Genomic DNA, 23,965 nt, shown 5'->3' on the forward strand with positions numbered 1-23,965 from the left:
ATCGAAAAAGAGCTGGATTTGGATTTGCGTTTGTTGATTCAATTCAGCTTGGATTTGCATGCCGACATCCCGGTTTCCGAGACCTTGGTGGATGACATTTACGATTTCATCGTCAGCCGTCTGAAAGCCTACTACGCGGCGAAAGGCGTGTCCGCCGAACAATTTGAAGCGGTACGCGTTTGTGCGCCGGCCCATCCGTTGGATTTCGGCAAGCGCATTGATGCGGTCTGCCAGTTCAGCGATATGGAAGGCGCTGACAGCTTGAGTGCGGCCAACAAACGTATCGCCAACATTCTGAAGAAATACGACGGCGATTTGCCGGAGGAAGTCGATACGACGCTGTTTGAAGAGGCGGCCGAAAAGGATTTGTTTGAAGCCTTGGATGCCCTGCGCGAAACCGTGAGCAATCAAATTGCCGGGCGTGATTATGCGGCGGCCATGGCGTTGTTGGCGACGATTCGTCAACCGGTGGATGCGTTCTTCGATCAGGTGATGGTGATGGCCGATTCGCAAGCCGTCAAGCAGAACCGTTTGGCGCTGTTGAATCAGATTTATCAACTCTTCTTGCAGGTGGCGGATATCTCGCGTCTGTAAGCCCTTGTGTGTATTGAAAAACGGGCTCGCAGTCTCTGGCTGTTGAGTCCGTTTTGCTTTTAGGCGTTTGTTAAAAAATAACCAGGCCTGGTTATTTCTCACGCACTGGGTACTTTAGGACTATCAGTATGAAATTGATTGTATTGGATCGTGATGGCGTGGTGAACGAAGATTCGGATGCTTATATCAAGCATCCGGATGAATGGCACCCGGTGCCGGGCAGTTTGGAAGCCATCGCAAAACTGAAACAAGCGGGCTGGACGGTGGCGGTGGCCACCAATCAGTCGGGGGTTCGGCGCGGTTATTATTCGCGCGAAACGTTGCACGCCATGCACATGAAATTTATGGCGTTGCTGGCGGAACAGGGCGCACGGGTGGATTGGATCAGTTATTCGCCCTATGTGGCGCAAGACGACTCGCCATGTCGTAAACCGGGAAGGGGCATGTTGCAGGCCATTGAAAACCGTTTTGGTGTGTCCTTGGCGGGGCAACCGATGGTGGGCGATACTCTGGCGGATATAGCAGTGGCCAAAGCGAAAGGAATGTTGCCCTATCTGGTGAGAACAGGAAAGGGGGAGCGAACCCTGGCGACGAATGACCCAGTTTTAACCGGGGTACCGGTGGGCGACAATTTATTGACAGTTGTGGAGTGGTTGATATGAATTCGGTGAAAACAGCGTTCCAAAGCGTTTTTTATGCCATCCGATCCGTTTTGTTTCTTGTCGGAATGATGGTGTCCGCGGTGTTTTTTTCGGTGTTTGGACAGCTTTTGCGGCCGTTTTCCCTTCAAGTACGCTATTGCTTCATTCATTATTGGGCGCGATTTTGCGTGTGGTGGCTAAAACTGACCTGTGGCATCTCTTATCGCGTGCAGGGTCAGGATAATTTGGATCTTTCTCAAACTGGTTTGCTTCTTGCTAGACATGAGTCAACTTGGGAAACGATGGCGTTCCAAAAAATCTTTCCAAGACAAACGTATGTCTTGAAAAAAGAGCTGTTGCGCATCCCTTTCTTTGGCTGGGGCTTGGCAATGTTGAACCCGATTTCGATTGATCGGAACGCGGGGCGACAGGCGATCAAACAGGTGGTGAACGAAGGACTGGAACGCTTACAGAAAGGGGTTTGGGTGATTATTTTCCCGGAGGGCACGCGCATGGCGTCGGGAACGCCTGGAAAAATCAAGCCGGGCGGCGCTTTATTAGCACAAAAGGCGAAAGTGCCCGTTTATCTGGTGGCGCATAATGCGGGACGTTTTTGGCCGAAGAGTGGTTTTATCAAAACGCCTGGCGTCGTGGATATTTACATCAGCCCACCGTTGGATGTCGAAAACATGACGGTGGCCGAGATTAATCAAAAAACAGAGGAATGGTTTTCAGCGCATCTGGACACAGGGAGCCCAATGGCTCTTGAAGCAGAAGCAAAGACAGAAGGAGGCGCTGAAGCCATGAAATGACATGAGCAAACTGGCAACCATCATAGGGGTCTTTATCGGGAGTCTGATTGTACTCCTGAGTATGATCGACTTTGAAAAAGGTCGGTTGCTGTCGGCTTTCTTTAATTGGCAGGGATTGCTGGTTGTTCTCGGGGGCACCTTTGCCGCCACGCTCATCAACTATCCGCTCTCGCAAATGGGTTGCTTCTTTCGCGGCATCGGCAAGGTGTTTGCGACCGAGCCGGAGTCGGAAAACGAAGCCATCGAGCAAATCATTTACCTGAGCCACATTGCCCAAAGCAAAGGGGTGTTGGCGCTGGAAAAAGAAATTGAACTGATTTCCGACTCGTTTTTACGCTTTGCGCTTTCCGAAATGATGGTCTATCGGGATAAAGAGCATTTGGCCGTCAGTCTGCAGAATCACATCAATGCCACACGCATCCGTCACATCAATTGTCAGGACGTGTTTAACAACATGGCCTCCTATGCACCAGCGTTTGGCATGATGGGGACGGTCATGGGGTTGATTATGATGATGACATCGCAGTTTTCTGGCGATACGGGCGGTTCCTATGTTCCGGGGCAATCGGATGACATGTTAAACAGTTTGTTGCAAGGCATGGGCTTGGCGTTGGTGACGACGTTTTACGGCGTTTTGTTTGCGAATTTTGTGTTTATTCCCATTGCGGGCAAGTTAAAAGTGCTCTCGGATGCTGAGGCGTTGAAAAATGAGATATTGATGTACGGTGTGCTGGGGTTAAAAAATGAGCAGCCGCCATTAATGCTGCGTGAAAGCATGACCGCCTTTGTGAATGAAAAGAACAAAGAGCGGCTTGAAGCCACCTTGAGGTAGTCGCGATGAAAACCGAAGCCATTACGGAGGCACTGGAAGCTCGCGGCAACCAACGCATGAAACGCAACCAGGCCTGGCAAATCATCTACATTGCCCTGTTCACTTCCTTATTGGCCTTTTTCGTATTGATTATTACGCTGGTGGAGCTGGAGGGGTCAAAACCCAAGCGGGATTACCAGCGTCTCGTCAATAATTTATATCAGGATTCGATTCACCTGAAAAAGGAACTGGGCCTGGAGTGGTTGCGCATTGAAAACACCTTATCCAAAGGCGTGCGGTTTACGCTGGACGAACAAGCCTTGTCCAGTCAGGATTTGTTTGCCTCGGCGCGAGCCAAGGTGAATCCACGCTATTTGCCTTATATCAATCGGTTTGTGGCGTTTCTGACAGAGCTGGATGTGCCAACCTATGGTGACCGCCATCAGAAGTTGGTGAACAGTATTTTGCTGCCGGGTGAACGTTTTCAAGTGACGATCCGGGTCGAGGGGCATACGGATGCGAATCCTTTAGCGAAAACGGCGTTGTATCGCAGTAACTTTGAGCTGAGCACCTTTCGCGCTTATGCCATTATGGATTTACTGAAACTTTACAGCGGCTTGCCCAGCCATTATTTTGCCATTGCCGGTTACGGCAGTTTTCTGCCAGTGACTTCGAACCCGCTGGACTCTGAAAATCGCCGAGTGGAGATTTATTTACTGCCCCAGTTGGTGCCGATTCAGGAGGCGTCATGAGTGCTCAAGCTTTGAAAGCCCGGAGTTCTTGGCTGTTTTCATTCGGCGATGTCATTACCCTGCTGATCACCTTCTTTATTATGATGATCGTACTGAATAAAGGAGAAATTACCCGCATTCAGAAATGGACAGAAGAGCAGTTGGATTTGGCTTACCTTTCCATTGAGCAGCAAATGGCCGAGGTACCTTCCATAGAGGTGAGTCGCAAGACACACGGAATCGTGATTCTTATTGACCAATCGGATGCCTATGTCCGGGGTGGTTTCGAGCCTTCGGAGACCTTAGCGGCCTCTTTGATTCGGCTTAGCGAGGTTTTGGGTAGGTTGCCCTTGTTTGCACTGGATTTAGACACCATGCCGGACTATGTTGTCCGTTATGCGGAAGCGGATGATTTAAAATGGCGGGCGGAGATTTCGGTGGAAGGGCATTCGGATGACGACCGCATCGATCCGAATTCGGTTTTGCGCAACAACTGGTTTTTAAGCACCATGCGTGCCCAGACGGTGATGCGGCTTCTGTTTGAAAACAGTGGGTTGTCTCCCCAGTTGTTCGGTGTGGCCGGTTATGGTCAGTTCCGTCCCTTGGCATCGAATGCTACGCCTGAGGGCAAGGCGATGAACCGGCGAGTGCAGATTTTGATTTCAGCGAGTTTTGAAAAAGATGACTGGCAAGAGTGAAGCCCGTTTCAGTCGTTTGGCGGCAACTGCCAGTTGATCGGTGTTTGATGGTGTTGTATCAAATACTGGTTGCAGCGCGAAAAAGGGCGGCTGCCGAAAAAGCCGCGATAGGCCGAAAGTGGAGACGGGTGTGTGCTTTTGATGATCAGGTGCCGTTGCGGGTCGATGAAACGGCCCTTCTTCTGGGCGTAAGCGCCCCACAAAATAAACACCAAATGTTCGCGTTGCGTGGCCAACGCATGAATGATGGCATCGGTAAAGTGTTCCCAGCCTCGGTTCTGGTGGGCATTGGGTTGACCGGCTTCGACGGTGAGAACAGCATTCAGCAATAGAACGCCTTGATCGGCCCAGGGTTGCAAATAGCCGCTGTGCTGGTTGTTTACATTGAGGTCGTCTTGCAATTCTTTATTAATGTTCAGCAATGATTTTGGCAAGGGTTTCACGTCCGGCAGGACTGAAAAGCACAAGCCATGGGCATGCCCCACCGTTGGGTAAGGGTCTTGACCGATAATCACCACTTTGACGTGATCGAAAGGGGTGCTGTTCAAGGCATTAAACCATTGGGAGCCTTTCGGTAGAATGCGCTTGCCTTGTGTTTTTTCCGCCGTCAGAAACGTTTTGAGTTTCTGCATATACGGCTGCTGAAATTCCGAGCCGATAACATTCAGCCACGAGGCGTCAAGCGCGGGTTCCGTTGGCGAAGTTGAGTGGGCGGGTGTCGGCATGGTCAAATCGGGTGGCGAGTGCGGGTTATGGCGACAAGCGGTCAATTCGCCAGGCCTGGTCATTTCGCGGTGACAGGGTGAAACGGAAGCGGTCGTGCAGGCGGCTGGGGCGACCTTGCCAGAACTCAAAATAGTTTGGCACCAGTCGATAACCGCCCCAGTGTTCTGGACAGGTTATTTCGCCCAGCTGTTCTTCCGCTGCAATTTCCATATTCTGTTCCAATGTTTTACGCCCTGGCACCACTTGGCTTTGCTGTGAAATCAAGGCCGCGATCTGACTGTCTCTGGGGCGAGATTGGAAATAACGCTCGGAGACGTCGCGAGGTGTTTTTTCCAGCAGACCCTCAATACGCACTTGGCGATCGAGTTCCGGCCAAAAAAACAAAAGCGCCCCTTTGGGAGAGTAGTCAATTTGTTGACCTTTGTCGCTGATATAATGGGTGTAGAAAACAAAGCCCTTATCATCAATCGCTTTGAGTAACACGATGCGACTGTGTGGCTGACCCGTGGCATCAACGGTGGATAGGCTCATGGCGGTTGGGTCTTGCACCGTGCGTTCCTGGGCAAAATCCATCCATTCCGAAAACTGCTGAAACGGATCCAGGTGAAGGTCAGCGTGTTCCAGTTTGGCAAAGTCGTATTGTCTTCTGTCGGCATGGTAGTCTCGATTTGGCATTCGCTGTCCCCTGTTTGAATCCATAGAATATTGGGGTTAATATAACCCAACTCAAATTGACTTACCACTTAGGAGTTCCCTGACGTGAGCGAAAATTACAGTGCATCCGAAATTGAGGTGTTAACCGGACTGGATCCGGTACGGAAACGACCGGGGATGTATACCGATACCACGCGCCCTAATCACTTGGCGCAAGAGGTGATTGACAACAGTGTGGATGAAGCCATTGCCGGTCACGCCTCTGAAATCATGGTGACGCATTTTGCAGACGGTTCCATTCGGGTGGAAGACAATGGCCGGGGCATGCCGGTGGACATTCATCCCGAAGAAGGAGTTCCGGGCGTGGAAGTCATTTTGACTAAATTGCACGCTGGGGGGAAATTCTCCAATAAGGCGTACCAATTCGCTGGCGGTCTGCACGGAGTAGGGGTTTCAGTGGTCAACGCCTTGTCGAAACGGGTGGAAATTGAAATCAAACGGGGTGGTCAGCAACACCGAATTGCATTTGAAAACGGTGATTTGGTTGAACCGTTGGAAGTGATCGGTAAGGTCGGTAAGAAAAATACCGGTACGGCTTTACGTTTCTGGCCGGACGCCGTATTTTTCGACACGCCGAAGTATGCCCTGACGAAATTAAAACATTTATTGCGTGCTAAGGCGGTTCTGAGTCCGGGATTGAAAGTCACCTATAACGACGAACTGAGCCAAGAAAAAATCGAATGGCAGTACGATGCCGGTTTGCGCGACTACCTGAATCAAGCGTTGGACGGTATCGAACGTTTGCCACTGGAAGGGTTTGTCGGCGAGTCACATAATGAAAACGAAGGGGTTTCCTGGGCGATTACCTGGTTGGCCGAGCCGTCTGAAAACTTGTTGGAAAGTTATGTGAATTTGATCCCGACGCCGCAGGGTGGAACCCATGTGAACGGTTTGCGCGCAGGGGCAACGGATGCGATTCGGGAGTTTTGTGAATTCCGAAATTTGTTGCCGCGCGGGGTGAAGCTGACGCCGGAAGACGTTTGGCAGAATGTGGCGTTTGTACTGTCAGCCAAAGTGCGCGAACCGCAGTTTGCCGGACAGACCAAAGAGCGTTTGTCGTCGCGTGAATGCGTGCCGTTTATTTCCGGGGTGGTGAAAGACAGCTTGAGTTTATGGCTGAACCAGCACACCGATGTGGCGGAAAAGATTGCCGAGATTGTCATCAATAATGCCAATAACCGCAATAAGAAAGCCAAGAAAATCACCCGTAAAAAAATCACTTCCGGCCCGGCGTTGCCGGGTAAATTGGCCGATTGTACCGAATCGGACTTGAACCGCACGGAATTGTTCCTGGTGGAAGGGGATTCTGCCGGCGGGTCGGCCAAGCAGGCGCGTGATAAAAACTTCCAGGCCATTATGCCGCTACGCGGCAAGATTTTGAACACATGGGAGGTGGATCCGGGACAGGTGTTGGCCTCGGCGGAAATTCATGACATCAGTGTCGCCATCGGCGTGGATCCAGGCACGGAAGATTTGACCAGTCTGCGTTACGGAAAAATTTGCATTCTGGCGGATGCCGACTCGGATGGGGCTCATATTGCGACCCTGATTTGCGCACTGTTTGTCAAACATTTCCCGAAGCTGGTGGAGAATGGGCATGTCTATGTGGCCATGCCGCCGCTGTATCGGGTGGATGTCGGCAAGCAGGTGTTTTATGCGTTGGATGAAGCCGAGAAAACCGGCATTCTGGATCGTGTCGAATCGGAAAAAATGCCGGGAAAAGTGCAGGTAACACGCTTTAAAGGGCTGGGCGAAATGAACCCGAAGCAGTTGCGGGAAACCACCATGATGCCGGAGACGCGCCGCTTGATTCAGTTGAGTCTGGAAGCGGAAACCACGGAAAGAGTCATGGATATGCTACTGGCGAAAAAGCGCTCGTCCGACCGTAAAGTCTGGCTGGAGGAGAAAGGCGACCTGGCAGAAGTGATTTAACCCGAGTGTTTACCCTGTTCGAGCCCGCTTTGATTCGAGGGGTTATCTTATGGAGTTCAATAGGATGTCTTATTCACCCTTATCGCTGACGCCCTTGATCTTGAGCGTTGCGATTTTAATCGGTCACTTCGTTGTGAAGTGGTTTTTAAAGCGCATCATTACCTCATTGGGGGAAATGAAACATGTGCCTCAAGCCCGTTATGCACAAGTTTACAAGTATTTTCGGGTGATTTTGGTTGTATTGACCACGGTTGCGCTGCTGATGGCTTGGGGAATCGACTATCGAGGCCTGGTGGTTTTGGCATCCTCCATCTTGGCGATGTTGGCGGTGGCCTTAGTCGCGCAATGGTCGATTTTGAGTAATATCACCGCTGGAGTATTAATTTTCTTTAACTTTCCGGTGCGCATCGGTGACAAGATGGAAATTATCGATGGCGCTTCGTCCGTCGTGGGAGAGATTGTTGAGATTAATCTTTTTCAGATGATTCTGCGTGATGATGAGGGGCGCACAGTGTCCTATCCGAATAACTTGTTGTTGCAAAAAGCAGTTCGCAAGTTACCGAAAGAGGCACCGATTTCCAAGACGCGTCCGCTCGGGATGAAAGAAAGGCTTTCAGGCAAGTAGATTCCATCTAACCCGAAAAATTCATAAATTAGACACCATCTCGCTTGCCCCTTGATTCCACAAGCCATATTTTCTCAGTCGGTCGTAATCGTGGATACGACGCTTCTTCGAAAATTTCCTTGTGAAAACAAGGTTTTGAGCGATTTTGGCGCAAATTTATGAAATTTCCGGTTTAAGTATTGTTGGCTTTGTGATGCAATTGCTTACCGAGTTCTTTGAGTCGTTTTTTGTAATCCAGAAAGTCTTCGATAATATCGGTTTCGTGTTGGTTTAAAGTCTCAAACTCGATGGTGAGAAAGAAACCGTTTTCGGTGTTGTGGCTGTTTCTGACGTGGCCGAAGAGTGCTAGGTCGTTAAACTCCCCCAGAGCCGGCAGTTCAAACAGGACTTCCAAACGCGTGCCGATCGAGGCGTTTTTCGCGGACTCAACGGCAACACCTCGGGCAGAAATTTCTTTTAAACGACCGTGAACCGTAACCGTCTGTCCCTTAATAATGGCGTTGCGATCTGTTGTGGTGGCGGGCGCATGAAATAATTGCATGGCGGTCGAGTCAATCTAACCGGTGATGGTATTGAATGTATTCCGTTATCACCGATTGCATGTATTTTGAAATGCCGGTGAATTCGATACCAATTAGATATTGATGGTCGCGGATATGTGAACTGTGCGCGGTGACTCCGTCCAAGTGTATTTCGGAGCGTCCGACACTGGGGAGCTTAAACGTCACAGCGACCTTTTCGCCCTGTTCAACTTTCTGGCTTGACAGGATGCCCGTGCCCAAGATGGATAAATCCAGCATTTTGGCATCAGTTTGGCCTTGATCGGTCGCCAGTTTAACCGGTCTTTCGGTTGAAACGCGTTCAGCACGCCGTTTTTCGGAGTTGTATAGCATTTTACGGTACCGCCATCTTATAATTTGAATTGCATGACATTGTGTTGCCCTGAGTTTTCACAAACCAACCCTGACCTTAATTGCTTTGGTTCACAAACCATATATTTTCTGTTGATCGTAATCATCGAGGCAAGGTTGCGTTGAGTAGGCTCTTGTGAAATTCAATCGCTGCGCAATTTCAGTACAAATTTATGAAACACTCTTGTTATATGATAAATTAAGTTTTATCGAATGGAAATGGTGGCGCCTGAAATAGTCGCGCTCACCGGAATTTGGAGTGAGTATGTTTTTTTCTTTGGAAGTTGAAAATATTAAGTGTGGTGGATGTGCGCATACCATTGAGACGAAGCTTGCGGCGCTGGCTGGCGTGACGCAGGTGACGGTGGATGTTGCGGCAGGCCTGGTGACATTTGAGTCTGAGGCGGCCTCATCGGGTGAAACGGTGGCTTCGACACTGGCTTCAATCGGATATCCGCAAAAAGGGTCGGTGAAGGGCTTGGAAGCCGTGGGGGCTAAAGCGAAGTCGTTTGTGTCCTGCGCCATTGGCAAAGTGTCTCAGGAATGAGGCGCTCTTGACGGAATCGTCTGAATTTTCAACCGGTCATATATCCGATAACAACATAACGATTAGAAGAGGCGTGAATGAGTCAGCAGACCATTAATTACGAGGGCATCGAGCAGCAGTCGGTTGCTCAGTTTGCGGAAAAAGCCTATCTGGATTACGCCATGTATGTGATTCTAGATCGGGCTTTGCCGCACTTGGGCGATGGCTTAAAGCCAGTGCAGCGTCGGATTATTTATGCAATGTCCGAGTTGGGCTTGAAAGCATCGGCGAAATATAAAAAATCGGCGAGAACCGTAGGTGATGTGCTGGGGAAATTTCACCCGCATGGTGATTCTGCGTGTTATGAAGCCATGGTGTTAATGGCGCAGAATTTCTCTTTTCGTTATCCGCTGGTGGACGGTCAGGGCAATTGGGGGTCGGTGGACGACCCAAAATCTTTTGCGGCGATGCGCTACACAGAAGCGAAGCTGTCTAAGTTCAGTCAATTACTACTCGAAGAGGTTGGGCAGGGCACCGTTGACTGGGTGCCGAACTTTGATGGCAGCTTGGATGAGCCAAGCGTGTTGCCGTCGCGAGTCCCGCACATCTTGCTCAATGGCACTTCGGGTATTGCGGTGGGGATGGCAACCGATATTCCGCCGCACAACTTGCGCGAAGTGGTCAATGCCTGCGTTGCCATGCTGGAAAATAAAGCGATTTCGCATGAACAGTTAGGTGAAATTTTGCCGGGACCGGATTATCCGAATGAAGCCTTGATCATTACCCCGAAATCCGAGCGATTGCGGCTTTATGAAACCGGCAGTGGTTCGATACGCCAACGGGCGCACTATCGTGTCGAAGAAGGCGTTAATGTGGTGGTGGATGCATTGCCGTTTCAGGTGTCCGGCGCTAAGGTGCTGGAGCAGATTGCGTCGCAGATGCGTGCCAAAAAACTCCCCATGGTGGTGGATTTACGCGATGAGTCGGATCATGAAAATCCGATTCGTCTAGTCATTGAGCTGCGTTCCAAGCGAGTGGATGTCGAGGCAGCGATGTTGCATTTGTTTGCCACGACGGATTTGGAAAGAAGTTATCGGGTCAACTTGAATGTCATTGGCCTGAACGGTCGTCCTCAGGTGAAGAGTTTGCGAGACCTGTTATCGGAATGGCTGATGTTCCGCACAGAAACGGTTCGTCGTCGTTTGCAACATCGTTTGGATAAGGTGTTGGCGCGGTTGCACATTCTGGATGGGTTATTGATTGCTTTTCTGAATATTGATGAAGTCATCGCCATTATCCGCGAAGAAGACAAGCCCAAGCCGGTGTTGATGGCGCGGTTTGGCCTGACCGACTTGCAAGCGGAAGCGGTGCTGGAGCTCAAACTCCGTCATTTAGCACGCCTGGAAGAAATGAAGATTCGCGGGGAACAGGCCGATTTGGAAGCCGAACGGGATCGTATTGAAAAAATATTGGGCAGTGCGACACGCATGAAGACGTTAGTCAAAAAAGAATTGCTGGCGGATGCCGAAGCCTATGGGGATGATCGCCGTTCGCCGTTGTTGGAAGCGCCACCGGCTCAGGCCATGAGTGAACAGGACTTGCTGCCGTCAGAGCCGATTACCATTGTGCTGTCGGAAAATGGTTGGGTGCGTGCAGCGAAAGGCCATGATGTCGATGGGCGGTCGCTGGTCTATAAATCCGGTGATGCCTTTTGTGCCCAGGCCACGGGTCACAGTCGTCAGCTGGCGGTGTTTCTGGATTCAGAAGGTCGCAGTTACAGTTTGCCCGCCCACAGTTTGCCATCGGCCAGAAGCCATGGCGAGCCACTCACTGGACGACTGAATCCCGCTTCCGGTGCCAGTTTCCGGCAAGTACTGCTGGGTGCGGCGTCAGACTTGTACTTGCTCGCCAGTTCCAGCGGTTATGGGTTCATTACCCAGTTAGAAAATCTTTACTCTAAGAATAAAACCGGTAAATCAACCATTACGTTGCCGAAAGGCAGTGGATTGGTGAGGCCGGTGAAGCTGGTGCCAACGGATCTTGTGGTGGTGGTCACGGATGAGCCGCGAATGTTGGTGTTTGCCGCTTCCGAATTGCCCACTTTGGCAAAAGGCAAGGGCAATAAACTGATTCAGATGCCGGACGGAGTAGCGGTTCGCGCTGTTTTTGGCTTTGCGATGGGGCAAAAGTTGGATTTAGTGGCGGGGGATTATGTCAAAACATTCGGCCCAACAGCACTGGAAGAGGCGCTTTCAACCCGAGCGAAACGCGGGGTAACCTTGCCGCGTACTTTGAAGCGGGTAACGGACATTCGTGTGGCAGACTGAGGAGAATGCGGTTGGATTGGCACTTTTGGTATTCTTGTTGCTTGGTTGAGCTTAGATTCATTTACACAGTCAAAAAGTAGCCAATATGATTTCAAAACCTTTATCAATATTAGTCGTTCTGGGAAGTATGATCGGCGGTTTTCTGATGGCCGGCGGTTCACTTATCTCATTGTGGCATCCGGCGGAGTTGGTGGTGATTCTGGGGCTGGGGCTGGGCGTGTTTTTGGGATCGACACCGGTTTACGTCTGGTTAAAAACCTTGACGTTTATTGGGCGGTTTTTTTCCGGTGGACGGGTCAATAAAAAAATCTATGTTGAAGTCTTGGCGTTGATGGACGAATTATCGCGTTTGGCCAGGTCTCAGGGCTTGTTGGCGCTGGAAAATCATGTGGTGTCGCCTGAGAACAGTTCGATTTTTGCGAAGTATCCGTTGGTGTTGAAGCACCGTGAGTTGAAAAAATTCATCGTGGATAATTTCAGTTATCTGTTGTTAAACCCGCCGCAGTCCTTAAATTTTGAAAATTATTTGCACGACCAGATTGAAGACATTATTCAATCGATGATGGAGGTGCCAAAAGCCACCGGAAAAATTGCGAATCTAATGCCGGGGTTCGGGATCATTGCCGCCGTTATGGGAGTGATTTTAACGATGAACCTGCTGGGCGGTGATATGGATGTGGCGAAAGTGGGTAATTCGATCGGTGCGGCCTTGGTGGGCACCTTAACGGGTATTTTTGTGTCTTTCGGTGCCATTGCGCCTTTTACGCATTCCGTGGAGGTGATGATTCGTCAGGATCGCGCCATTTTTACGGTGGTGGCGTCGTATCTGACGGCGTTTGCACACGGGGTTTCACCGAGTATGGCCATGGAAATTGGGCGTCAGCGTGTTCCTGCCGAGTTTGAAGTGCCGCGTGAAGGGTAAAGCCCTTGAAAAACGAATGTAAAGGATCCTAACCATGGCAAAGCGTAAGCCTCATGAAGAGTGTGCAGAAGAAGGCGGTGCTTGGGAAATCGCCCTGGCCGACTTGATGACGGTGTTGATGGTGTTTTTTCTGGTGATGTGGTTGACGTCCATTGTGGATCCAACCAAGCGCAAAGCCTTTGTGGATGCCTTGATTGGTGAAGGAGCCGGTGGGGAAAACATTTCGGCGGATGAAACGAGTGTCCCGAAAATTACGCCAATTGAGAGCTTGAAAGAACCCATTAGTACGGCGGAAATACAGCAGGCGATGTCGAAAGTGGATCCGAAGGATATCGAGGTGGAGGACACACCTGAGTACACCAAGATTACCCTTCGCTCCGATAGTTTTTTTGAAAGTGGTCGGGCAACGATCAATGATCGAACGCGGGCGCAATTGGAGCAGTTGGGCGAGACGTTGGCTGGGCGTGATCAGACGCTGACCATTACCGGTTACACCGATAGTTTGCCCATTCAGAACCTTCAATTCCCGTCCAACTGGGAGCTTTCGGCAGCGCGAGCCGGTACGGTGGCGAGAACCTTTATTTATATGGGCGTGGATCAGGCGCTGATCACCATCGAAGGTAAAGCGGATAATGATCCGGTGGCACCCAACTCAACGCCTTACGGTCGTTCACTGAACCGTCGAGTCATCATTTTGGTGAATAAACACCAACAAAAGCCGCCTGCAAAATCGGGCGCGGCGCAAACCCAAGGCGTACCCGCAAAAAGGCCGTGAGGGCAAGCGGATGTTAATCGGATATTAATCCTATTGGCGGCAAGTTTTGCAGTCTGGGTCTTTGGGTAAGTTAAGGGTTCGGAACTGCATGGTGCGCGCGTCCATAATCATCAGCTTGCCCACTAAGGTGGGCAAATTCAGCAGCACCTTAATGGCTTCGATGGCCTGCATGGAACCAATCATCCCGACCACGGGCGCTAAGACGCCGTTCTGACGACAGGTTAATTCCTGCCCTTGTTCTTCCTTATACAAACACTGATAACAGGGGCTATTGGGCTGGCGAAAGTCGTAGGTGGTGAGCTGGCCTTCCCAGCGAATGGCGGCGGCGGAAACCAACGGAATTCTGTTGCGACGGCATTGTCGATTGAGTGCATAGCGGGTTTCGAAATTGTCGGTGCAGTCGAGTACGATGTCCGCTTGAGTGATCAGGCTTGCCATGGCGTCTTCAGAGAGTTTTTCCGACACAGTGTGAATTTCGGTAAAGTGATTCAGGGCTTGCAGAGAGGCTTTAGCGGAGGCAACTTTGTCTTGCCCAATTCGGCTTTCGCAATGGATGACTTGGCGTTGCAGATTGGAGTCGTCCACTTGATCAAAATCCACCAACGTCAGGGTGCCGATGCCGGCCGCCGCCAGATAGAGTGCCGCCGGCGAGCCGAGTCCGCCTAAACCGAAAATAACCGCGTGGGACTGGGTGAGTCGTTGCTGCCCTTCCAGGCCGATGTCGGTGAGTTGTATCTGTCGGCTGTAGCGCGATTGTTGTGCTTCGCTGAGTCCCATCGTTTGCTCCTTGTCTGTGGTTAATCCCCGTTTATTTTACACGAATCGTATGATTCCACTGCCCACAGGTGATTCGGGGGTGGCCGTGCAGGTCTTGTCGCGTTTCAATGCCTGAGAATCCTTGGATTTGCAAGAGGCTTTGTACCGCATCGGCTTGATCATAGCCGTGTTCAAGCAGTAACCAGCCATTGTCATACAGATGTTTTGGTGCTTGCTGGATGATTTCGGTGAGATCGTCCAAGCCGGTTCGGCCGGACGTCAGTGCCATGGTCGGCTCGAATCGCACATCGCCTTGGCATAGGTGCGGGTCTTCTTCAGCAATGTAAGGCGGGTTGGAGACGATGAGGTCAAATGTCTGGCCTTGAAGCGGTGCAAACCATCGACCGAGCTGAAAGTCGATGTTGAGGTGATGACGCTGGGCATTCCATCGAGCGACCTCCAAGGCTTGCGGGCTAAGGTCTACCGCTGTTACCAGTGCCGGTGGGTTTCTCGGTAGGCTGGCGGCCAGCGCACAGGCAATGGCACCGCTTCCGGTTCCGAGATCGAGAATTGACCAGGCCTGGCGGGAATGCGGTTTGGCGTATTCGAGCTTTTCCAGCGCCGCCTCAACGAGGGTTTCGGTATCCGGGCGCGGGATCAGGGTGTGTTCCGTGACTTTGAATGGCAACCCCCAAAACTCACGTTCTTGCAGTAGATGTGCCACCGGAAGGCCTTTTTGGCGCTGCTCGATCAGCTGGAAAAATGTCTGAGCTTGCGATTGAGATAGGTGCTTTTCTGGCCAAGTATAGAGATAGGTGCGGCTCTGATCCAGTGTCCGTGCAAGCAAAAGTTCCGCATCCAGTGCGCTGGCGTCGGATTCGCTGGTTGCTAGGGTTTCTTTGGCCTGCTTTAAGGCGTGTTCGATGGTGAGGCTGCAGGACTTGATTGGCGGATTCAAGGTTATTGCGACTCGCGGCTCAAGGCCGCCAGTTGCTCCGCCTGATATTCATGGATCAGTGGGTCGATGACTTGTGCCAAACCGCCTTGCATCACTTCATCCAACTTGTAGAGGGTGAGGTTGATGCGGTGGTCGGTTACTCGTCCCTGCGGGTAGTTGTAGGTGCGAATGCGCTCCGAACGGTCTCCGCTGCCGACCAGGCTTTTACGCTCCTGCGCAATTTCTTTATCGTGGACGCGCTGGCGTTCGTCCATAATGCGTGCCGCCAGTAGTGACATGGCGCGGGCGCGGTTTTTATGTTGTGAACGTTCGTCCTGACATTCCACCACCGTGCCTGTCGGTAAGTGAGTGATGCGGATGGCAGAGTCGGTTTTGTTGACGTGCTGGCCGCCAGCACCGGAGGCGCGAAAGGTATCCACTTTTAAATCGGCCGGATTGAGTTCGATTTGTTCCACATCCGGCGCTTCAGCCATGATGACCACGGTGGCGGCGGAGGTGTGGACGCGGCCTTGGGTTTCGGTGGCGGGCACGCGCTGCACTCGGTGAGCACCGGACTCGAACTTCAGGCTTGAATAGGCGCCATCTCCGATGATGCGGGCGATGATTTCTTTATAACCGCCATGTTCGCCTTCTTGAGCGTTAATAATTTCCACCTGCCAGCGCATGGTTTCGGCATAGCGACTGTACATGCGAAAGAGGTCTCCGGCGAAAATCGCCGCTTCGTCACCGCCGGTGCCGGCACGGATTTCCAAAAAAATATTGGCGTCGTCGTTCGGGTCTTTCGGCAGCAGCATTTTTTGCAGCTCGGTTTCCAGTGTTTCTTGGGTTTTCTCCAGGCCTGGCAGTTCTTCCTGCCCCATTTCTTTCAGGTCGGGATCGCCGGACTTGATCATGTCCTTGGCTTCATTGAGGTCCGCCTCGTTATGCAGGAAGCGGTTAAAGGTTTCCACCACGGGCGTCAATTGGGCGTGTTCTTTGGTTAAAGCACGGTATTTGTCTTGTTGGTTGATGACTTCTGGGTCGGATAACAGGTGGCCGACTTCGTCCAGTCGTTCAACCAAGTGTTCAAGTTTGTGTTGGATTGACTCTTTCATAGGGCTTATTTCTCGGTATTGGGTTGCTCTGGCTGAGTGGTGGTTGCGTAAAACTTGGGGCGCTAACCACAGGTGGTGGTGTTGGGTTGCGATGTAGACTCAGCTTCTTTGTCGTCGGTCAGTAAAATGTGCGCGGCGGACGCCACCAGTTCTTTTTGGCCGCTTAAACCGGCTTTATGCAGATTTTGAGTGGGGGTGTGTAAAATTTTATTGGTGAGCTGATTGGCCAGCTTTGTGATCAATTCTTTTGGGTCGGCACCCTGTTCCAGATGGCGTATGGCATCGGTTAAGGCTTGTTCTTTAAGCTGGTAGGCATGGGTGCGGAAAGACTGAATGATTGGGCTTATTTGTTGGGTGGCCTGATATTGAAGCATGAAGTTTTCAGCTTGCAGCTCAATAATTTCTTCGGCTTCAAGTGCGGCATCTTTGCGAGAACGTTTGTTTTCTTCGATGATCTCCTGAAGGTCATCCACTGTGTATAAATAGGTGTCGCTGAAATCGCCCACCGAGGGTTCAATGTCGCGCGGAACAGCAATGTCCACCATGAAAATGGGCTTATTGCGTCGTTTTTTGAGCGCCGCGCCCACCATGGTTTTGGTGAGAATGGGGTCGGGGCTGGCCGTGGAGCTGATAATCATGTCGGCCTCGTGAAGGTGGGCGGTAATTTCGTTGAGACTGATGGCATAACCCTCAAGCGCTTCAGCCAGGTGGTGGGCTTTGTTGAGGGTGCGGTTTGCGATAATCAGTTTGCCGATGTGGTTTTCACTGAGGTGGCGTGCGACCAGCTCGGTGGTTTCACCGGCGCCGATGAGTAAGGCCGTCTGTCGAGAAAGGTTGCCGAAGAACTGTTTGGAGAGTGCAACGGCGGAAAAGGCGACGGAAACGGGGCTTGAACCGATAGCGGTATCCGTTCGAACTTGTTTGGCCGTTTTGAATATGTGCTGAAACAGGCAGTTCAATGTTTGGTGGATGGTTCCTGATTTGTGCGCTAGGCTGTAGGCGTCTTTGATTTGTCCCAAGATTTGGGGTTCGCCCAGCACTAAGGAATTGAGGCCGCTGGAGACACGCATAATATGCTTAATGGCTTCTAAGTCTTTGTATTGATACAGGAAGGCCTCGATACTGTTGGCCGGCAGCTCAAAGTAGCGGTGTAGCCAGTCGCGTAAATCTTCTGTGGATTCGGATTTTAGGGTGGCGTAGATTTCCGTGCGGTTGCAAGTGGATAAAATCACGCCTTCATTGACCAGCCCGTGCGACTTTATCTCAGTCAGAGCGCCCTGAAGTTGGTTGGGTGAAAAAGCCACTTTTTCACGAATGGTGACAGGCGCGGTTTCATGGTTTACGCCTAGAACAAGTAGTTTCATAGGGACTCGAAATAAGGACTGAAGACAGTCAATAAAAAATCGCAATCAAAGAGGCTAATTTTGCTAAATTACACCCGTAATTGCAAGTTTTGGGGACTACTTTCGGCGCGGGCATTCATAATTGACACTTGTTCCATTGTTATTTGGCGTGTGATAAAACTGGTTTGTGTTATAAAATAGAAATCTGGTTTTTATCCCGAAAATTTCAAAAAACATTGCATTTACCATAATAATCGACCGAAGATGGGCTGAAGCCCTAGGGAAATGTCAAAATAAGCTGAAAAGCGATCAATCGGAGAGTCTGTGTCAGGTTTGTCAAATCAAAATATTATTGTCGCCCTTGGAAAAATCGGTTTGCTGGGGGTGCTTCTTTCATTAGCGGCTTGCGGGCAGTTTCCGAAAAGTCCTTCGGTTGAAACGACCGAAGCGGATAGCACGTCTGTGGCGCCGGTTGTGCAGCAACCACAGCCGCTTGCGGCACCGGAAGTGATCGAGTCGCAAAAGGCAAGCCTTGCCTCAGCTAAAATGCCGCCGGATGTGATGTACAAAATCATGGTCGGAGAGATGTTGGTGCAAAAGGGGCAGAGTGCCAATGCCTTTGGTGTGCTGTATCCGGTCGCGGCTGAGACGAAAGACCCAGGCCTGGCAGAAAGGGTCTTTAAGTTGTCGATGACAACCTATGATTTAAACGCCATACAGGCTTCTGCCAAACTGTGGCGTGACGTGTCCCCGCAGGAAGCGATGGCCTGGAAGGCCTCCTACCTGATTTCAGTGCGGGAGGGGAAGGTGTCGGAGGCGCTGACTTTCTGGAAGCGTTATCAAGCCTTGTCAAAGGTGACCTTGGAACAGGATTTGATTGCCACTGGGATACGTGTAGCGCAAGCCGCTCCGGAAAAAGATGGTTTGCGCTTTTTGGCTGAGTTGAAAGCGCAGTACCCTGAAATACCCGCGGCCTCGTTTGCTCTGGGCGCAGCGGCGGAAAGTTACCGTGCCTATGAAACGGCGATCCCGGCACTTGAAGCGGCGGCACAGATGTATCAGGCGCGCATGAAAGCCAAGCCCGATGATTATGACGCTCAGAAGTTGTATCGTGAATCGAATCAATTGTTGGCCAATGCGTTTTTGAAATCGGGTCAGGCGGATCTGGGGTTGCAGCGATTGACGTCTTATATTAATCAGAACCCAGATGATTGGTTGATGCAGGAACGCTTCGCTCGCCTTGAGGTTAAAGCGGGTTATTTTGACGCAGCAGAGAAGCGTTATCAGCGTATTGTAGAGAATGAACCTAAGGCCTATACGTCCAGGTTGTCTTTAGCGTTGTTGCGTTTGGAGCGTGGTGCCTTTGCAAAAGCCGATGCGTCTTTGAAATCGTTGCAGAAGGTGCCGCAATATCGTTCCACGGCAAATTATTATTTAGGGGTGTCGGCACAGAAGCAGGGGGAGCCCGAGCAGGCGATCACCTATTTTAAAATGATTGACAGTGCCGATTACTTAGTGGATGCCAGGTTGCACATCGCAGAAATGGAATATCCTAAAATCGGTTTGGATCGAACCATTGAAAACTTAGAAGCGATTCCAACGAGTGAGTTGAATGATCAGATCAAGGTGCTGCGCGGAAAGGCTATTTTTTACAATATCGCGGGTAATAAAGAAAAGGCCATTGGGGAATATCAGCAAGCCATTGAGTTGGACGACCAAAAGGCGGATCTGTATTTAATGCAAGCCATGTTGTTTTATGACTTGCAGCAGTACGACGCTTATGAGCAGAATTTAGAAAAAGCGTTGGCGTTAGACTCTGAAAACGTGGATGCTTTGAATGCGCTGGGGTATTTCTTGGTGGAGCAGGGGCGTGATTTAGAACGTGCTGAGCAGTTGTTGGATAAAGCCTTGTCGATTGCACCGAATCGGTACTATGTGTTGGACAGTCGCGGCTGGTTGGCTTATCAGCTTGGGGATTACGAGCAAGCAAAGCAGTATCTTGAACGTGCGCTGGCGATTCAAATGGATGACGAAGTTTTGTTGCACTTGATACAGGCAAAGTGGCGATTGGGTGAAAAGGCACAAGCGGTTGAATTGTGGCAAGCGCATCATCGCAAGTTTCCAGATAACGAGCCGTTACAACAGATCATAGAGACGTTAGAGTCGCCGTAGTTTCACGCGAAAAGTGCGAAAAATGATTGGTTTTTTTTGAAAAAGGCTTGATTTGGCATGCGGAACGTGGATAATACGCTCCTGTCTTCAAGACGACAGTGATTTCAGTTGGGCTATCGCCAAGCGGTAAGGCAACGGGTTTTGATCCCGTCATGCGCAGGTTCGAATCCTGCTAGCCCAGCCATTTCCATTCTCGAATTCTTCAAATCATTTTTTTCCTGGCGCACGCCTTAGGAGTTGCCTTTAATGGCTTACAAAAATGTCCGATTGTTTGCCGGTAACGCAAATGTCAGCCTGGCTGAAAATATTTCCACCTCAATTGATATTCCTCTTGGTAAAGCCGATGTTGGTCGTTTTAGTGACGGCGAAATTATGGTGCAGATCAATGAATCTGTGCGCGGTAAGGATGTTTATGTCTTGCAACCGACCTGCACACCGGAACCAGCGGTCAACCTAATGGAATTGCTGGTGATGATCGATGCCTTGAAACGCGCCTCCGCCAAACGCATTACCGCAGTCGTGCCTTACTACGGGTTTGCGCGTCAGGATCGGCGGCCACATTCAGCCAGGGTGCCGATTACAGCGCGTTTGGCGGCCGACATGATTACGGTCGCAGGTGCGGATCGTTTGATTACAGTCGATTTGCACGCTGATCAGATTCAGGGTTTTTTCGATATTCCGGTGGACAATATTTATGCGTCGCCCACATTGGTCGATGACATGCGTGCGTCAGGGCATATTGCCGATGATAATATGATGGTGGTGTCACCCGATATGGGGGGTGTTGTCAGAGCTCGCGCCGTAGCAAAAGCACTGGGGTGCGACATGGCGATTATTGATAAGCGTCGCCCAAAAGCGAATGTCGCACAAATTATGAATATCATTGGTGATGTTGATGGGCGCGATTGTATATTGGTGGATGATATGGTCGATACCGCCGGAACCTTGTGTAAGGCGGCCGAGGCGCTTAAAGATCACGGAGCAAAAAGCGTGACCGCCTATGTGGTGCATGCGGTTTTGTCTGGGTCGGCGGTTGAGAATATCAATAACTCTTGTCTTACCGAATTGGTGGTGACCGATACAATTCCGCTGTCTGCGGCGGGTATTGCGTCCTACAAAATTCGTCAGGTCAGCATTGCCCCTGTTCTTGGCGAGACCATTCGCCGAGTCCATCAAGAAGAGTCTGTCTCCGAATTGATGCCGATTCGTTAAAACCACCAGGCCTGGTGGTTTTTGTCTAGTACTTTGTTTTTTCTCAGTTTCCGCTTTAAGTTTTAATAAATTTCAGTATAATACCGCTCTTTGTTTCTGTGCTTGGTCGCGAGCATGGAGTGTTTGAGGCGTTTGCCCTCTCAAATCACAGGCTACGCCTGTTTGAATGGAGTAATAAAAATGAGTCATGTATGGACTGCAGAACTTCGTACTGAAGAAGGGAAAGGTGCGAGCCGCCGCCTTCGTCATGCGGGGATGGTTCCCGCCATTATTTATGGTGGTGAACAGGAAGCGAAATCAATTGCGATTGAGAGTCGTATTGTTGAGCATGCTTTGAACGATGTTGATTTGTATAACACAGTGCTGACGATCGAAGGTGCAGGCGAGGCTGAGAGCTGCGTTATTAAAGATCTTCAACGTCATCCGGCGACAGGGTTTGTCTCTCATATCGACTTTCAGCGTGCATCGGATTCTTCACGTATTGTGAAGCGTGTACCTTTGAAGTTTGTTGGTCAATCTTCTGCACCGGGTGTGAAAATGGGTGGTTTGATGTCATTCATGCAATCCAGTGTCGAAGTGTCTTGTTTAACGCAGGATCTGCCAACCGCCATCAAAGTGGACGTGTCCGGTCTTGAAGCTGGAGAAAGTTTGCGCTTGTCTCAATTGGCTCTGCCAGAAGGTGTGAAGTTAACGGCTTTGACACACGGTAACAGCGATTACGATCAAGCGGTTGTTGGTATTGGAAAAGTAAAACGTTAATTTTAACGTTCTTTGTTCGAAAGCCCGCATATGTCATCTGTAAAGCTCATTGTTGGTCTTGGTAATCCAGGGCAACAGTACGTACAGACTCGGCATAATGCGGGTTTTTGGTTTGTGGAGGAAATTGCTCGTCAATACGGTGTGCAATTTCGTCCAGAAACCAAATTTTTCGGTGAAGCGGCTCGTGTGCAGTCGTCCGGGTTGGATGTCTGGTTGTTGAAACCGATGACCTACATGAATCGCAGCGGCCAATCCATTCAGGCGCTGGCCAAATTCTATAAAATCGCGCCCGAAGAAATTTTGGTGGTGCATGACGAGCTGGACTTGGAGTCGGGTGTAGCGCGCCTGAAAAAAGGCGGTGGACACGGCGGGCATAACGGTTTACGCGACACCATTGCTGCATTGGGCACAAAAGAATTCCAGCGCCTGCGCTTAGGCATTGGGCATCCCGGCAACAGCAAACAAGTCGTGGATTACGTGCTCAAAGCACCGTCGAAAAACGAATTGGTTGCCATTGAAATGGCCATTGATGAAGCCGGTCGTGTCTTGCCGGACGTCTTGAGTGGTGCGATGGAAAAAGCGATGAATCGGTTGCACAGCGACACCTGATTCAACGCGCAACAACATTCAAATCATATTAATTAAAGTTAACTTTGGGTTCAGGAGACAAACATGGGAATTAAGTGCGGAATTGTGGGGTTACCGAATGTCGGAAAATCAACCTTATTTAATGCGCTGACCAACGCTGGCATCGAATCGGCCAATTATCCGTTTTGTACGATTGAACCCAATGTCGGTGTGGTGCCGGTACCGGATGAGCGTGAGCAGGCGTTGGCTGACATCGTCAAGCCGGAGAGGGTGATGTCGGCGACGGTTGATTTTATGGATATTGCCGGTTTGGTCGAGGGCGCCTCTAAGGGTGAGGGCTTGGGGAACAAGTTTCTGGCCAATATCCGTGAAACCGATGCCATCGTTCAGGTGGTGCGCTGTTTTGAAAACGACGACATTGTGCATGTGGCCGGTAAGGTGAATCCATTGGCTGATATTGAAATCATCAATATGGAGTTGACCTTGGCCGATATGGAGTCCTTGGAAAAAGCCGCTGAAAAGCAGCGCAAGCTCGGCAAAAGTGGCAATAAGGAGGCTCAAGTCAAACAAGCGTTGTTTGAGCGAGTATTGACGGAAATCGAAGATGGAAAGTTGGTGCGTTTGGTGGAGTTGACCGATGACGAGAAATTAATGCTGCGCGATTTACACCTGCTGACGATTAAACCGATGATGTACATTGCCAATGTTAATGAAGATGGTTTTGAAAATAACACTCTGCTTGAAGAGGTCAGAGTGCTGGCGGAAGAGCAGGGTGCCATCGTCGTGCCGGTTTGTGCTGAGATTGAAGCGGAAATTGCCGAGCTGGACGCGGATGAAAAAAACGATTTTCTACAGGAAATGGGGCTGGAAGAGCCTGGGTTGAATCGAGTAATACGTGCCGCTTACCAGTTACTTGGGTTGCAAACCTATTTTACGGCTGGTGTGAAAGAAGTTCGGGCCTGGACGGTTAAGAGGGGCGCCACGGCTCCTCAGGCCGCCGGCGTCATTCACACAGACTTTGAAAAAGGCTTTATTCGCGCAGAAGTGACAGCCTACGATGACTTTGTGGAACATAAAGGGGATTCGGGTGCAAAAGCCGCCGGAAAACAGCGCCTTGAAGGTAAGGAATACATTGTTCAGGACGGCGATGTCATGCACTTTCGCTTTAATGTGTAAGGCTGCAGTTGAGATTGCTTGGACTTGTCATTAAGGTGGCGTCAGTCTAAGTTAATGATAATTCGATTGAAAATGGTATGTGCGTGAAGGCGATTTTCTCTAAGATGAAAAAAACCTCAAAAAAACGCAAAAAAGGGATTGCAAAGTCCGCCAGAAACTATA

25 protein-coding genes and 1 tRNA gene are annotated in these 23,965 nt (G+C 50.5%); 18 read left to right on the forward strand and 8 right to left on the reverse strand.

What is annotated here, in order from left to right:
- The 6 genes from ACP5D0_RS04450 to ACP5D0_RS04475 form a co-directional block, all read left to right on the forward strand.
- Nucleotides 1-594, forward strand: a 594-nt coding sequence (locus ACP5D0_RS04450) for a DALR anticodon-binding domain-containing protein (protein ID WP_472364386.1), incomplete at its 5' end; no start/stop codon positions are given.
- Between the two features lie 128 nt (nucleotides 595-722).
- A complete protein-coding gene (gene gmhB / locus ACP5D0_RS04455) occupies nucleotides 723-1,256 on the forward strand; it encodes a D-glycero-beta-D-manno-heptose 1,7-bisphosphate 7-phosphatase (protein ID WP_472364387.1) in 534 nt (177 codons plus the stop codon).
- A 68-nt stretch (nucleotides 1,257-1,324) separates the two neighbouring features.
- Entirely contained in the window at nucleotides 1,325-2,047 is a 723-nt protein-coding gene (locus ACP5D0_RS04460; RefSeq protein ID WP_472364412.1) for a lysophospholipid acyltransferase family protein, read from the forward strand.
- Nucleotide 2,048: 1 nt separating this feature from the next.
- Complete coding sequence (locus ACP5D0_RS04465) at nucleotides 2,049-2,879, forward strand: motility protein A (protein ID WP_472364388.1); 831 nt, start codon at nucleotides 2,049-2,051, stop codon at nucleotides 2,877-2,879.
- Between the two features lie 5 nt (nucleotides 2,880-2,884).
- Entirely contained in the window at nucleotides 2,885-3,610 is a 726-nt protein-coding gene (locus tag ACP5D0_RS04470; RefSeq protein WP_472364389.1) for an OmpA/MotB family protein, read from the forward strand.
- On the forward strand, nucleotides 3,607-4,287 hold the full coding sequence (locus ACP5D0_RS04475) for an OmpA/MotB family protein (RefSeq protein WP_472364391.1): 681 nt from the start codon (nucleotides 3,607-3,609) through the stop codon (nucleotides 4,285-4,287). The genes ACP5D0_RS04470 and ACP5D0_RS04475 overlap by 4 nt, the downstream gene beginning before the upstream one ends.
- A gap of 8 nt (nucleotides 4,288-4,295) precedes the next feature.
- Here the strand turns inward: ACP5D0_RS04475 and ung are convergent, their stop codons facing one another.
- Both ung and pdxH read right to left on the reverse strand, forming a co-directional pair.
- Nucleotides 4,296-5,012 carry a uracil-DNA glycosylase gene (gene ung / locus ACP5D0_RS04480; RefSeq protein WP_472364392.1) on the reverse strand — a complete coding sequence of 239 codons (717 nt, stop codon included), beginning with the start codon at nucleotides 5,010-5,012 and terminating at the stop codon, nucleotides 4,296-4,298.
- 25 nt (nucleotides 5,013-5,037) lie between these two features.
- Nucleotides 5,038-5,688, reverse strand: coding sequence for a pyridoxamine 5'-phosphate oxidase (gene pdxH, locus ACP5D0_RS04485; protein ID WP_472364393.1), 651 nt, complete (start codon nucleotides 5,686-5,688; stop codon nucleotides 5,038-5,040).
- Nucleotides 5,689-5,772: 84 nt separating this feature from the next.
- On the opposite strand from pdxH, the gene parE reads away from it, so the two are divergent.
- Together parE and ACP5D0_RS04495 are read left to right on the forward strand one after the other, a co-directional pair.
- Entirely contained in the window at nucleotides 5,773-7,659 is a 1,887-nt protein-coding gene (parE, locus tag ACP5D0_RS04490) for a DNA topoisomerase IV subunit B (RefSeq protein ID WP_472364394.1), read from the forward strand.
- Between the two features lie 64 nt (nucleotides 7,660-7,723).
- Entirely contained in the window at nucleotides 7,724-8,284 is a 561-nt protein-coding gene (locus ACP5D0_RS04495) for a mechanosensitive ion channel family protein (protein WP_472364395.1), read from the forward strand.
- Between the two features lie 172 nt (nucleotides 8,285-8,456).
- Here the strand turns inward: ACP5D0_RS04495 and ACP5D0_RS04500 are convergent, their stop codons facing one another.
- Together ACP5D0_RS04500 and ACP5D0_RS04505 are read right to left on the reverse strand one after the other, a co-directional pair.
- A complete protein-coding gene (locus tag ACP5D0_RS04500; protein WP_472364396.1) occupies nucleotides 8,457-8,825 on the reverse strand; it encodes a PilZ domain-containing protein in 369 nt (122 codons plus the stop codon).
- Nucleotides 8,826-8,835: 10 nt separating this feature from the next.
- Nucleotides 8,836-9,177 carry a PilZ domain-containing protein gene (locus tag ACP5D0_RS04505; RefSeq protein ID WP_472364397.1) on the reverse strand — a complete coding sequence of 114 codons (342 nt, stop codon included), beginning with the start codon at nucleotides 9,175-9,177 and terminating at the stop codon, nucleotides 8,836-8,838.
- A 283-nt stretch (nucleotides 9,178-9,460) separates the two neighbouring features.
- Here ACP5D0_RS04505 and ACP5D0_RS04510 point away from each other — a divergent pair, with 283 nt between their 5' ends.
- From ACP5D0_RS04510 to ACP5D0_RS04525, 4 genes are all read left to right on the forward strand, one after another.
- A complete protein-coding gene (locus ACP5D0_RS04510; protein ID WP_472364413.1) occupies nucleotides 9,461-9,742 on the forward strand; it encodes a heavy-metal-associated domain-containing protein in 282 nt (93 codons plus the stop codon).
- A 77-nt stretch (nucleotides 9,743-9,819) separates the two neighbouring features.
- Nucleotides 9,820-12,048 (forward strand): DNA topoisomerase IV subunit A, encoded by a 2,229-nt coding sequence (gene parC, locus ACP5D0_RS04515; protein WP_472364399.1) that lies wholly within the window; start codon nucleotides 9,820-9,822, stop codon nucleotides 12,046-12,048.
- 85 nt (nucleotides 12,049-12,133) lie between these two features.
- The gene (locus ACP5D0_RS04520) at nucleotides 12,134-12,970 is read left to right on the forward strand and encodes a motility-associated protein (protein WP_472364400.1); all 837 of its coding nucleotides are present in this window, start codon (nucleotides 12,134-12,136) and stop codon (nucleotides 12,968-12,970) included.
- Between the two features lie 34 nt (nucleotides 12,971-13,004).
- Nucleotides 13,005-13,745, forward strand: a complete 741-nt coding sequence (locus ACP5D0_RS04525; protein ID WP_472364401.1) for an OmpA/MotB family protein — start codon at nucleotides 13,005-13,007, stop codon at nucleotides 13,743-13,745.
- A 30-nt stretch (nucleotides 13,746-13,775) separates the two neighbouring features.
- Here ACP5D0_RS04525 and ACP5D0_RS04530 read toward each other — a convergent pair whose 3' ends face one another.
- From ACP5D0_RS04530 to hemA, 4 genes are all read right to left on the reverse strand, one after another.
- On the reverse strand, nucleotides 13,776-14,522 hold the full coding sequence (locus tag ACP5D0_RS04530; protein ID WP_472364402.1) for a HesA/MoeB/ThiF family protein: 747 nt from the start codon (nucleotides 14,520-14,522) through the stop codon (nucleotides 13,776-13,778).
- Nucleotides 14,523-14,553: 31 nt separating this feature from the next.
- Entirely contained in the window at nucleotides 14,554-15,459 is a 906-nt protein-coding gene (gene prmC / locus ACP5D0_RS04535; protein ID WP_472364403.1) for a peptide chain release factor N(5)-glutamine methyltransferase, read from the reverse strand.
- A 2-nt stretch (nucleotides 15,460-15,461) separates the two neighbouring features.
- Nucleotides 15,462-16,553 carry a peptide chain release factor 1 gene (gene prfA, locus ACP5D0_RS04540; protein WP_472364405.1) on the reverse strand — a complete coding sequence of 364 codons (1,092 nt, stop codon included), beginning with the start codon at nucleotides 16,551-16,553 and terminating at the stop codon, nucleotides 15,462-15,464.
- Between the two features lie 62 nt (nucleotides 16,554-16,615).
- On the reverse strand, nucleotides 16,616-17,917 hold the full coding sequence (gene hemA / locus ACP5D0_RS04545; protein WP_472364406.1) for a glutamyl-tRNA reductase: 1,302 nt from the start codon (nucleotides 17,915-17,917) through the stop codon (nucleotides 16,616-16,618).
- A gap of 303 nt (nucleotides 17,918-18,220) precedes the next feature.
- Between hemA and ACP5D0_RS04550 the strand changes: the two genes are divergently transcribed.
- The 6 genes from ACP5D0_RS04550 to ychF all read left to right on the forward strand — a co-directional run bounded on the left by ACP5D0_RS04550 (nucleotide 18,221) and on the right by ychF (nucleotide 23,803).
- A complete protein-coding gene (locus ACP5D0_RS04550; protein WP_472364407.1) occupies nucleotides 18,221-20,068 on the forward strand; it encodes a tetratricopeptide repeat protein in 1,848 nt (615 codons plus the stop codon).
- Nucleotides 20,069-20,177: 109 nt separating this feature from the next.
- Nucleotides 20,178-20,252, forward strand: a tRNA-Gln gene (locus ACP5D0_RS04555).
- Between the two features lie 62 nt (nucleotides 20,253-20,314).
- A complete protein-coding gene (locus ACP5D0_RS04560) occupies nucleotides 20,315-21,280 on the forward strand; it encodes a ribose-phosphate pyrophosphokinase (protein ID WP_472364408.1) in 966 nt (321 codons plus the stop codon).
- Between the two features lie 180 nt (nucleotides 21,281-21,460).
- Complete coding sequence (locus tag ACP5D0_RS04565; protein WP_472364409.1) at nucleotides 21,461-22,039, forward strand: 50S ribosomal protein L25/general stress protein Ctc; 579 nt, start codon at nucleotides 21,461-21,463, stop codon at nucleotides 22,037-22,039.
- Nucleotides 22,040-22,069: 30 nt separating this feature from the next.
- Entirely contained in the window at nucleotides 22,070-22,648 is a 579-nt protein-coding gene (gene pth / locus ACP5D0_RS04570; protein WP_472364410.1) for an aminoacyl-tRNA hydrolase, read from the forward strand.
- Nucleotides 22,649-22,711: 63 nt separating this feature from the next.
- On the forward strand, nucleotides 22,712-23,803 hold the full coding sequence (ychF, locus tag ACP5D0_RS04575; protein WP_472364411.1) for a redox-regulated ATPase YchF: 1,092 nt from the start codon (nucleotides 22,712-22,714) through the stop codon (nucleotides 23,801-23,803).
- Nucleotides 23,804-23,965: the final 162 nt, after the last annotated feature.

The sequence above is a fragment of the Hydrogenovibrio sp. genome (assembly GCF_049975065.1).
In the GTDB taxonomy this organism is placed as follows: domain Bacteria; phylum Pseudomonadota; class Gammaproteobacteria; order Thiomicrospirales; family Thiomicrospiraceae; genus Hydrogenovibrio.

What these genes read in the sequence shown, in the direction of transcription:
- gmhB (WP_472364387.1), top strand. Translation starts at nt 723, where the DNA reads ATGAAATTGATTGTATTGGATCGTGATGGCGTGGTGAACGAAGATTCG.
- ACP5D0_RS04460 (WP_472364412.1), top strand. Translation starts at nt 1,325, where the DNA reads ATGGTGTCCGCGGTGTTTTTTTCGGTGTTTGGACAGCTTTTGCGGCCG.
- ACP5D0_RS04465 (WP_472364388.1), top strand. Translation starts at nt 2,049, where the DNA reads ATGAGCAAACTGGCAACCATCATAGGGGTCTTTATCGGGAGTCTGATT.
- ACP5D0_RS04470 (WP_472364389.1), top strand. Translation starts at nt 2,885, where the DNA reads ATGAAAACCGAAGCCATTACGGAGGCACTGGAAGCTCGCGGCAACCAA.
- ACP5D0_RS04475 (WP_472364391.1), top strand. Translation starts at nt 3,607, where the DNA reads ATGAGTGCTCAAGCTTTGAAAGCCCGGAGTTCTTGGCTGTTTTCATTC.
- ung (WP_472364392.1), bottom strand. Translation starts at nt 5,012, where the DNA reads ATGCCGACACCCGCCCACTCAACTTCGCCAACGGAACCCGCGCTTGAC.
- pdxH (WP_472364393.1), bottom strand. Translation starts at nt 5,688, where the DNA reads ATGCCAAATCGAGACTACCATGCCGACAGAAGACAATACGACTTTGCC.
- ACP5D0_RS04495 (WP_472364395.1), top strand. Translation starts at nt 7,724, where the DNA reads ATGTCTTATTCACCCTTATCGCTGACGCCCTTGATCTTGAGCGTTGCG.
- ACP5D0_RS04500 (WP_472364396.1), bottom strand. Translation starts at nt 8,825, where the DNA reads ATGCAATTATTTCATGCGCCCGCCACCACAACAGATCGCAACGCCATT.
- ACP5D0_RS04505 (WP_472364397.1), bottom strand. Translation starts at nt 9,177, where the DNA reads ATGCTATACAACTCCGAAAAACGGCGTGCTGAACGCGTTTCAACCGAA.
- ACP5D0_RS04510 (WP_472364413.1), top strand. Translation starts at nt 9,461, where the DNA reads ATGTTTTTTTCTTTGGAAGTTGAAAATATTAAGTGTGGTGGATGTGCG.
- parC (WP_472364399.1), top strand. Translation starts at nt 9,820, where the DNA reads ATGAGTCAGCAGACCATTAATTACGAGGGCATCGAGCAGCAGTCGGTT.
- ACP5D0_RS04520 (WP_472364400.1), top strand. Translation starts at nt 12,134, where the DNA reads ATGATTTCAAAACCTTTATCAATATTAGTCGTTCTGGGAAGTATGATC.
- ACP5D0_RS04525 (WP_472364401.1), top strand. Translation starts at nt 13,005, where the DNA reads ATGGCAAAGCGTAAGCCTCATGAAGAGTGTGCAGAAGAAGGCGGTGCT.
- ACP5D0_RS04530 (WP_472364402.1), bottom strand. Translation starts at nt 14,522, where the DNA reads ATGGGACTCAGCGAAGCACAACAATCGCGCTACAGCCGACAGATACAA.
- prfA (WP_472364405.1), bottom strand. Translation starts at nt 16,553, where the DNA reads ATGAAAGAGTCAATCCAACACAAACTTGAACACTTGGTTGAACGACTG.
- hemA (WP_472364406.1), bottom strand. Translation starts at nt 17,917, where the DNA reads ATGAAACTACTTGTTCTAGGCGTAAACCATGAAACCGCGCCTGTCACC.
- ACP5D0_RS04560 (WP_472364408.1), top strand. Translation starts at nt 20,315, where the DNA reads ATGGCTTACAAAAATGTCCGATTGTTTGCCGGTAACGCAAATGTCAGC.
- ACP5D0_RS04565 (WP_472364409.1), top strand. Translation starts at nt 21,461, where the DNA reads ATGAGTCATGTATGGACTGCAGAACTTCGTACTGAAGAAGGGAAAGGT.
- pth (WP_472364410.1), top strand. Translation starts at nt 22,070, where the DNA reads ATGTCATCTGTAAAGCTCATTGTTGGTCTTGGTAATCCAGGGCAACAG.
- ychF (WP_472364411.1), top strand. Translation starts at nt 22,712, where the DNA reads ATGGGAATTAAGTGCGGAATTGTGGGGTTACCGAATGTCGGAAAATCA.